Here is a 7052-nt window from a genome sequence, read left to right as displayed (position 1 = left end):
CAACATCGCCCGGATGCGGGACGAGCTGAAGGAGCTCGGCCTGTCGATCGACTGGAGCCGTGAATTCGCGACCTGTGACGTCGCCTACTATGGCCAGCAGCAGGCCTGGTTCCTCGAGCTGTTCAAGCGCGGCCTCGTCTATCGTCGCGAGGCGACCGTGAACTGGGACCCGGTCGACCAGACCGTTCTAGCCAACGAACAGGTCGTCGACGGCCGCGGCTGGCGCTCCGGCGCCGTGGTCGAGAAGCGCAAGCTGAATCAGTGGTTCCTGCGGATCACCGACTACGCCGACCAGCTGACGGACGACATCGCGACCCTGGACCGTTGGCCGGAGAAGGTCCGCGTGATGCAGGAGAACTGGATCGGGCGCTCGCGCGGCCTGCAGCTGACCTTCCGCGGCGCGGGCGGCGGCCCCGCTTCCGGCGCCCGGGACGTCGAGGTCTACACCACCCGCCCCGACACCTTGTTCGGCGCGGCCTTCGTCGGCGTCGCCCCGGACCACCCGTTGGCCGAGGCGGTCGCCAAGACCACCGCCGAGGCCGCCGCCTTCATCGCGGAGTGCAAGAAGGGCGGCGCCTCCCAGGCCGAGATCGACACGGCCGAGAAGCTCGGCTTCGACACCGGCCTGACGGTGAAGCACCCGTTCGACCCCTCGGTCGAGCTGCCGGTCTGGATCGCCAATTTCATCCTGATGGACTACGGGACCGGCGCGATCTTCGGCTGTCCCGCCCACGACCAGCGCGACCTCGATTTTGCCCGCAAATACGGCCTGCCGGTGCGCGCCGTGGTGCTGCCGCCCGGCGAGGACCCCGCGGCCTTCACCGCCTACATGGCGAGCGAGGCGACCGAGGCCTACACGGGCCCTGGAACGATCTTCAATTCCGCCTTCCTGGACGGTCTCGACGTCGAGGCGGCCAAGGACGCCGCCATCGCCAGGATCGAGGCTCAGGGGGACGGCGAGGGCGCGACGGTGTTCCGCCTGCGCGACTGGGGCGTGGCCCGCCAGCGCGGCTGGGGTTGCCCGATCCCGGTCGTCCACTGCGAAAAGGACGGCGTCGTCGCAATGCCGCGCGACCAGCTGCCGGTCGCCCTGCCGGAGGACATGGAGTTCGGCAAGCCAGGCAACGCGCTGGCCCGCCATCCGACCTGGAAGCACACCACCTGCCCGGCTTGCGGCGGTCCAGCCACGCGCGAGACCGACACACTCGACACCTTCGTGGACTCATCCTGGTACTTCGCCCGCTTCGCGGACCCGGACGCGCCGGAGCCGATCGACACGGCGGCGGCGGACTACTGGCTGCCGGTCGACCAGTACATCGGCGGCATCGAGCACGCGGTGCTGCACCTGCTCTATGCCCGCTTCGTCACCAAGGCCCTGGCCGACGAGAACATGCTGAGCGTGCGCGAGCCGTTCGCCGGCCTCTTCACCCAGGGCATGGTCACCCACGAGACCTATCGGCGCGAGAGCGGCGAGTGGGTCGAGCCGGGCGACGTCGAACTGACGGCCGAGGGCAAGGCGCGCACCGCCCGGATGATCAGCACCGGCGAGCCGCTGACCATCGGCGACATCGAGAAGATGTCGAAGTCGAAGAAAAACACGGTCGCGCCCGGCGAGATCTTCGAGGTCTACGGCGTCGACGCCGCCCGCCTGTTCGTGCTGTCCGACAGCCCGCCGGAACGCGACACCCAGTGGTCCACCTCGGGCGTCCAGGGCGCCTGGCGGTTCGTGACCCGTGTGTGGGACGAGTTCGACAGCCAGCCGGGCATGGTCCCGGAGGCCGCGCCGGCCGACGGCGACGCGGCGGCTGAGGCCTTGCGGGTGGCGACGCACAAGCTGATCAAGCAGGTGACGGAGGCCATCGAGAGTTTCCGCTTCAACTCCGGCATCGCCCGGCTCTACGAATTCCTGAACCTCCTGAAGGCCAACCCCTCGGCAGGCGCCTCGCCAGCCCTGGCGGCCGCGCGGCACGAGGCCCTGTCGGCCTTCGCGCGGCTGATCGGCCCCTTCGTCCCGCACCTGGCTGAGGAATGCTGGGCGCGGATCGGCGGCGCCGGCATGGTCGTCGAGGCCGACTGGCCGCAGTTCGATCCGGCCCTCACCGAGGACGCCGTTCGCGTGCTGCCGGTGCAGGTCAACGGCAAGCGGCGCGGCGAGATTTCCGCGCCCGCCGGGGCCGAGCCCTCGGAGGTCGAGAAGATCGTGCTTGACGATCCGGAGATCGCGCGGCGCCTTGAGGGCCTGACAATCCGCAAGGTGATCGTGGTGAAGGATCGCATCGTCAACATCGTGGCCGCCTGATGCGCGCCCGCCGCAACCTCGCGGTCGCGCTCGCCGTCGGACTGGCCTCGGCCGGTCTGGCGGGCTGCGGCTTCACCCCCCTCTACGGCGATCCGTCGGTGGTCTCGAACCTGGCGGCGATCGACATCGTCGCCTCGGAGGGTCGCACCGGCTACCTGATCCGCCAGCACCTCGACGACGCCTTCGCCAAGAACCGCGGCGCCGCCCCCGCCTATCGGATGGACGTCTCGGTGGCCGAGGCGCGGTACCCGCGCGGCGTGCGGATCGACAACGTCGCGACCCGCTACGAATACGTGCTGGAGGCGACCTACCGGCTGACCAGCCTGCCGTCGGGCGCCCAGGCCAAGCGCGGCCGGGTGCGGGTGGCGCTGACCTACGATTCCGCCGACCAGCCCTACGCCTCGATCGCGGCCCAGCAGGACGCCCAGGACCGAGCCGCCAGCGAGGCGGCGCGACGCATCCAGCTGGAGCTGGCGGTCTGGCTGGCGGGCGAGAACCGGACCGGGGCCTGAGGCGTCGGGCGTGATCCTCTCCAAGCGCCCCGACATCGAACGTTTCCTGCGCCAGCCGGACGCCGGCGTCCGCGCCGTGGTGATCTACGGGCGGGACATCGGCGTGGTGCGTGACCGCGGCCACGCCCTGGCCGGCAAGGTGGTGGCCGACCCCAACGATCCCTTCGACGTCGCCCAACTGACCGACGGCGACCTTGACGCCGACGCCGGCCGGCTGGAGGGCGAACTCGCCGCCCAGTCGCTGATGGGCGGCCGGCGGCTGGTGCGCCTGCGGCTGACCAGCGACAAGGGCGGTCCCGACAAGATCGCCGCCGAGGCCCTGGTGCGCCACGCGGCCGGCGAGCTCAATCCCGAGGCGTTCCTGCTGATCGAGGCCGGCAACCTCGACAAGACCTCGGCCCTGCGCAAGGCAGCGGAGAAGGCCGACGGCGCGGCCGCGATCCCCTGCTACGAGGACGAGCCCGGCGACGTCGCGCGACTGGTCCGGGAGACCCTGGCCCGCGACGGCGTCGGCCTGAACGCCGACGCCCTGGCGATGTTCGTCGCCCGCCTGCCGAAGGAGCGCGGGGTCGCCAAGGTCGAGATCGAGCGGCTGGCCCTCTACCTCGGCCCCGGCAGCGGCGTCCAGGCGACCCCCGCCGACCTCGAGCCCTTCCTCGGCGTCGAGCCCGAGGCCTCGCTGTCCGACGCCGCCGCCGATGCGTTCGGCGGCCGCCTGGCCGAAGCGCAGGCGGGTCTGCGCCGCGCCGCCCAGGAGGGCGAGGCCGGCCCCGCCGCCGTCCGCGCCATCGGCATGTACCTTGGCCGCCTGCGCCGAGCCCTGACGCTGGCCAAGTCGGGGGCGAGCCTGCAGGAGGCGGCCAAGGCGTCGGGGGTGTTCTGGAAGCAGGAGCGCGAATTCCTGCGCCAGGCGCGTTCGTGGAACCTCGACGAGCTCGACCGCCTGCAGCCTGAGGTGCTGGCCGCCGACCGGGCCTGCAAGAGCGCCGGCGCGCCCGACCAGCTGATCGCCCAACGGCTGGCCCTGACCATCGCCAGCAAGGCGCGGCGGATGGGGCTCTAGGCCCGCCGTCGCCATCGGGTTGATGCGGCGTTAACCATATTTCGCGACCCTGCTCAGGCAGGAGCGTTCACCCTTGGCCATGATCGCGATACCCCAGTTTGCCGCGCCCGGACCGCTGATCGCCCGCCTGCGCGGCGTCGCCACCAGTCCCCACGCCGCGGTCGCCGCCGCCGCGGTGCTGCTGGTCGCCGCCGGATCGGCGCTGGTGAGCTTCCTGGGCCCCCTCGGCGGCGCGTCCGGCGCCCACGCCACGTTGGGCAAGGCCCCGCGCGGCTGGCACGAGGCGCTGAAGGCGCCGCACGGCCACGTCGTCAGCCACGACGTCATCCGCCTGTCGGCCCGTCCGCTGGCCCCGATGGCCGCCCCGACCTGGAACGCGGCCGCGCCGAGCCCGACGCAGGCCTGGGCGAGCGGCCCCCTGCCTGCGGCGCCGATCGCAGGTTTCTTCGCGCCCGGTCCCGGCGGGCCGCTGCCAATCATCGCCGCCGACGGGCGTACGCCGTTCCAGGCCTATGCGCGCCCCTTCCAGTCGAACGGCCGGCCCAAGGTGGCGCTGGTTATCGGCGGCCTCGGGTTGAATGCCCGCGCCACCCAGCAGGCTATCGAGACCCTGCCAGGCCCCGTGACCCTGTCGTTCGTGCCCTATGCGGAGGGCCTGCAAGGCTGGATCGACCTCGCCCGACAGCACGGCCACGAGGTGCTGCTGGAAACGCCGATGGAGCCGGAGAACTATCCCGACAACGATCCCGGCCCCTACACCCTGATGGCGCGCGGCGGCGCCCAGGAGACCGCAAAGAAGCTGGAATGGGTGCTGTCGCGGGCTACCGGCTATTTCGGCCTGACCAACTATCTCGGCTCGCGCTTCCTGGCCGAGCCGGCCGCCTACGAGGCCTTCGCCGCCGCCGCCCGGGCCCGTGGCCTGGGCTTCATCGACGACGGCTCGGCCGCGGCCAGCGCCGGCGGCCTGCCGCGCGCCTCGGCCGCCTATGTCGTCGACGACCAGCTCACCGCCAAGGCGGTCGACGACCAGCTGCTGCGGCTGGAAGCGCGCGCCCTGCAGAAGGGCCAGGCCCTCGGCTCCGGCTTCGCCTATCCGGTCACCCTGGAGAAGGTGGCCGCGTGGGCGGCCAGCGTCGAAGCGCGCGGCTACCAGCTGGCCCCAGCCTCCGCCCTCGCCACCAGACGATGACCGCGGACGACCCGTTCCCGTATCACCGCCCGAACGTCGGGGTGGTGCTGTTCCATCCGGACGGCCGGGTCTGGCTGGGCCGCCGGGCCGCCACGCCGCCGCCGTGGAACTGGCAGTTCCCGCAGGGCGGCGTCGATCCCGGCGAGGACTTCGAGACCGCGGCCCGCCGCGAACTGGCCGAGGAGACCGGCGCGCACAGCGTCACCTTCCTCGCCCGCACGGAAGGCTGGATCGCCTACGACTTCCCCGAGGGCGCCGGCGGCTCGAAATCGCGGCGCGGCTTCAAGGGCCAGAAGCAGGTTTGGTTCGCCTTCCGCTTCGACGGGCCGGATAGCGAGTTCGACCTCGCGGCTCACGGCGAGCCGGAATTCGAAGACTGGCGCTGGGCGCGCCTGGCGGAGACCCCGGACCTGATCGTCCCCTTTAAGCGCGCCGCCTACGAGGCGGTGGTAAAGGCCTTCGCGCCCTTCGCAGCCTAGGACCCCCGCCACGTGAGGGGGAGGGCGATGCTCAGGCCTTTGCCCCGCTGAACAGCTTCAGGCCGATGATGCCGGCGAAGATCAAGCCGAGGCAGACGAGGCGCGCCACCGTCACCGGTTCGCGGAACAGGATCACGCCGAGAATGGCCGTGCCGATCGCCCCCACCCCGGTCCACACAGCATAGGCGGTGCCGATCGGCAGGCTGCGGGCGGCAAGGCCAAGCAGCAGGACGCTGACCAGCATGCTGGCCGCGGTGAGGACCGTCGGCACGATGCGCGTGAAGCCTTCGGTGTATTTGAGGCCGATCGCCCAGCCGATCTCGAACAGGCCGGCGACGAAGAGAAGCGTCCAAGCCACGGATCATGGCCCCCATCGCGCGGGGTCGTCCCCGCCAAAAAGAAACGCCGCCGGGTCGTCCCGGCGGCGGTCTTTCGCCCTGGAGCGGCGGAACCCCTACTGAAGCTTGCGCTCCTGGTACTGCAGCGTGCCCTGGTCGTAGTTCTTGGCGACCTGGGTGTCGTCCGGCTTGCGGACGGTCGAGAAGTTGAGGCCGATCGACTGGCTGGCGCTCAGGAATTCCCACGAGCGGCGGACGCGCTTCAGACCGTCCGGATCCACCGGCTGGGTGTAGTTGGCGGTCGGGTCGAGCGGCGGCTGGCGGGTGAAGGCCCAGATGTTCAGCGCCTTGGCGATCTCGTCGTCCTTGCCCATCGCATAGCGCAGCTCGGCGAAGCAGACGTCCTTGTTGGACCCCTGCGGGAACAGGACGATGGCGTAGTTCTTCTGGCCGCCCAGCGGCTTGGCCCAGGTCTGGTCGCGGCGGTTCAGCTTGTAGCCGTTTGCCTTGGCCAGCGCCTCGAGGTCGCCGCCGCGCACGGCCGGCAGGCAGACCTGGTCGAGGGCGGCGATCACTTCGGCGCCGTCGCCGGAGGTCGGCAGGGCCGGGGGCGGTTCGACCGCGGCGGGCGCCGGGGCCGGGACCGCCGGGGCGGCCGGAGCGTCGGTGGTTTGAGCGCTTGCAGCGCTCGCCAGGCCGGCGGCGATGATCAGGCTAGCAAAGGCGATACGCATCGGCGGTTTCCCCCAGAATTCCGCTTATCAAACTCAAGGGCGGCGTCGGAGGCAAGGCCCGCCGACGCCGCACAGGAACCTTTAGCCCTCGGCTTCGGCCGCGTGTTCGGCCAGGACCGTCAGGCCCTCCGGCGTCACGTCGGCGAAACCGCCGCGCACCTGGTAGACCGTGACCTTGCCGTCATTGTGGACGCGCAGTTCGCCTTCCTTGAGCGCCGTCATGAACGGCGCGTGGTCGGCCAGCACGCCGAAGTCGCCTTCGGCGCCGGGTGCGTCGACCTGGTCCACGAGGCCCGAGAACAGCTCGCGCTCCGGAGAGACCAGGGAGAAGTGGAGCTTGGCGGCCATGATCGCTTAGGCTTCCGCCGCCATCTTCTCGGCCTTGGCCACGGCTTCCTCGATGGCGCCGACCATGTAGAAGGCGCCTTCCGGCAGGTG

The 7052-nt window shown here is 71.3% G+C and carries 9 protein-coding genes; 5 read left to right on the top strand and 4 right to left on the bottom strand.

Annotated elements, in window-relative coordinates:
- The 5 genes from leuS to ACILRF_RS13385 form a co-directional block, all read left to right on the top strand.
- On the top strand, positions 1–2299 hold a 2299-nt coding region (gene leuS / locus ACILRF_RS13405; RefSeq protein WP_395673695.1), incomplete at its 5' end, for a leucine--tRNA ligase.
- Entirely contained in the window at positions 2299–2811 is a 513-nt protein-coding gene (gene lptE / locus ACILRF_RS13400) for an LPS assembly lipoprotein LptE (protein WP_395673693.1), read from the top strand. The genes leuS and lptE, both read left to right, overlap by 1 nt.
- Before the next feature lie 10 nt (positions 2812–2821).
- Positions 2822–3874 carry a DNA polymerase III subunit delta gene (gene holA, locus ACILRF_RS13395; protein WP_395673691.1) on the top strand — a complete coding sequence of 351 codons (1053 nt, stop codon included), beginning with the start codon at positions 2822–2824 and terminating at the stop codon, positions 3872–3874.
- Between the two features lie 79 nt (positions 3875–3953).
- Positions 3954–5063 (top strand): divergent polysaccharide deacetylase family protein, encoded by a 1110-nt coding sequence (locus ACILRF_RS13390; protein WP_395673689.1) that lies wholly within the window; start codon positions 3954–3956, stop codon positions 5061–5063.
- A complete protein-coding gene (locus ACILRF_RS13385; protein WP_395673687.1) occupies positions 5060–5542 on the top strand; it encodes an RNA pyrophosphohydrolase in 483 nt (160 codons plus the stop codon). The genes ACILRF_RS13390 and ACILRF_RS13385 overlap by 4 nt, the downstream gene beginning before the upstream one ends.
- A 31-nt stretch (positions 5543–5573) precedes the next feature.
- Here ACILRF_RS13385 and sugE read toward each other — a convergent pair whose 3' ends face one another.
- From sugE to ACILRF_RS13365, 4 genes are all read right to left on the bottom strand, one after another.
- Entirely contained in the window at positions 5574–5900 is a 327-nt protein-coding gene (sugE, locus tag ACILRF_RS13380; protein ID WP_395673685.1) for a quaternary ammonium compound efflux SMR transporter SugE, read from the bottom strand.
- 96 nt (positions 5901–5996) lie between these two features.
- Positions 5997–6614: a hypothetical protein gene (locus ACILRF_RS13375; RefSeq protein ID WP_395673683.1), complete on the bottom strand. Its 618-nt coding sequence runs from the start codon at positions 6612–6614 to the stop codon at positions 5997–5999.
- An 81-nt stretch (positions 6615–6695) separates the two neighbouring features.
- Positions 6696–6962, bottom strand: coding sequence for an ATP synthase F1 subunit epsilon (locus tag ACILRF_RS13370; RefSeq protein WP_395673681.1), 267 nt, complete (start codon positions 6960–6962; stop codon positions 6696–6698).
- A gap of 6 nt (positions 6963–6968) precedes the next feature.
- Positions 6969–7052: hypothetical protein (locus tag ACILRF_RS13365; RefSeq protein ID WP_395673697.1), on the bottom strand; the 84-nt coding region annotated here is incomplete at its 5' end.

The sequence above is a fragment of the Phenylobacterium sp. genome, from assembly GCF_044236515.1.
GTDB lineage: Bacteria > Pseudomonadota > Alphaproteobacteria > Caulobacterales > Caulobacteraceae > Phenylobacterium.
This window is presented reverse-complemented; position numbering and strand designations above follow the sequence as displayed.

Excerpts from the sequence above, each read along its gene's own strand:
- lptE (WP_395673693.1), top strand. The coding sequence starts at position 2,299 with ATGCGCGCCCGCCGCAACCTCGCGGTCGCGCTCGCCGTCGGACTGGCC.
- ACILRF_RS13375 (WP_395673683.1), bottom strand. The coding sequence starts at position 6,614 with ATGCGTATCGCCTTTGCTAGCCTGATCATCGCCGCCGGCCTGGCGAGC.
- ACILRF_RS13370 (WP_395673681.1), bottom strand. The coding sequence starts at position 6,962 with ATGGCCGCCAAGCTCCACTTCTCCCTGGTCTCTCCGGAGCGCGAGCTG.
- ACILRF_RS13385 (WP_395673687.1), top strand. The coding sequence starts at position 5,060 with ATGACCGCGGACGACCCGTTCCCGTATCACCGCCCGAACGTCGGGGTG.
- ACILRF_RS13390 (WP_395673689.1), top strand. The coding sequence starts at position 3,954 with ATGATCGCGATACCCCAGTTTGCCGCGCCCGGACCGCTGATCGCCCGC.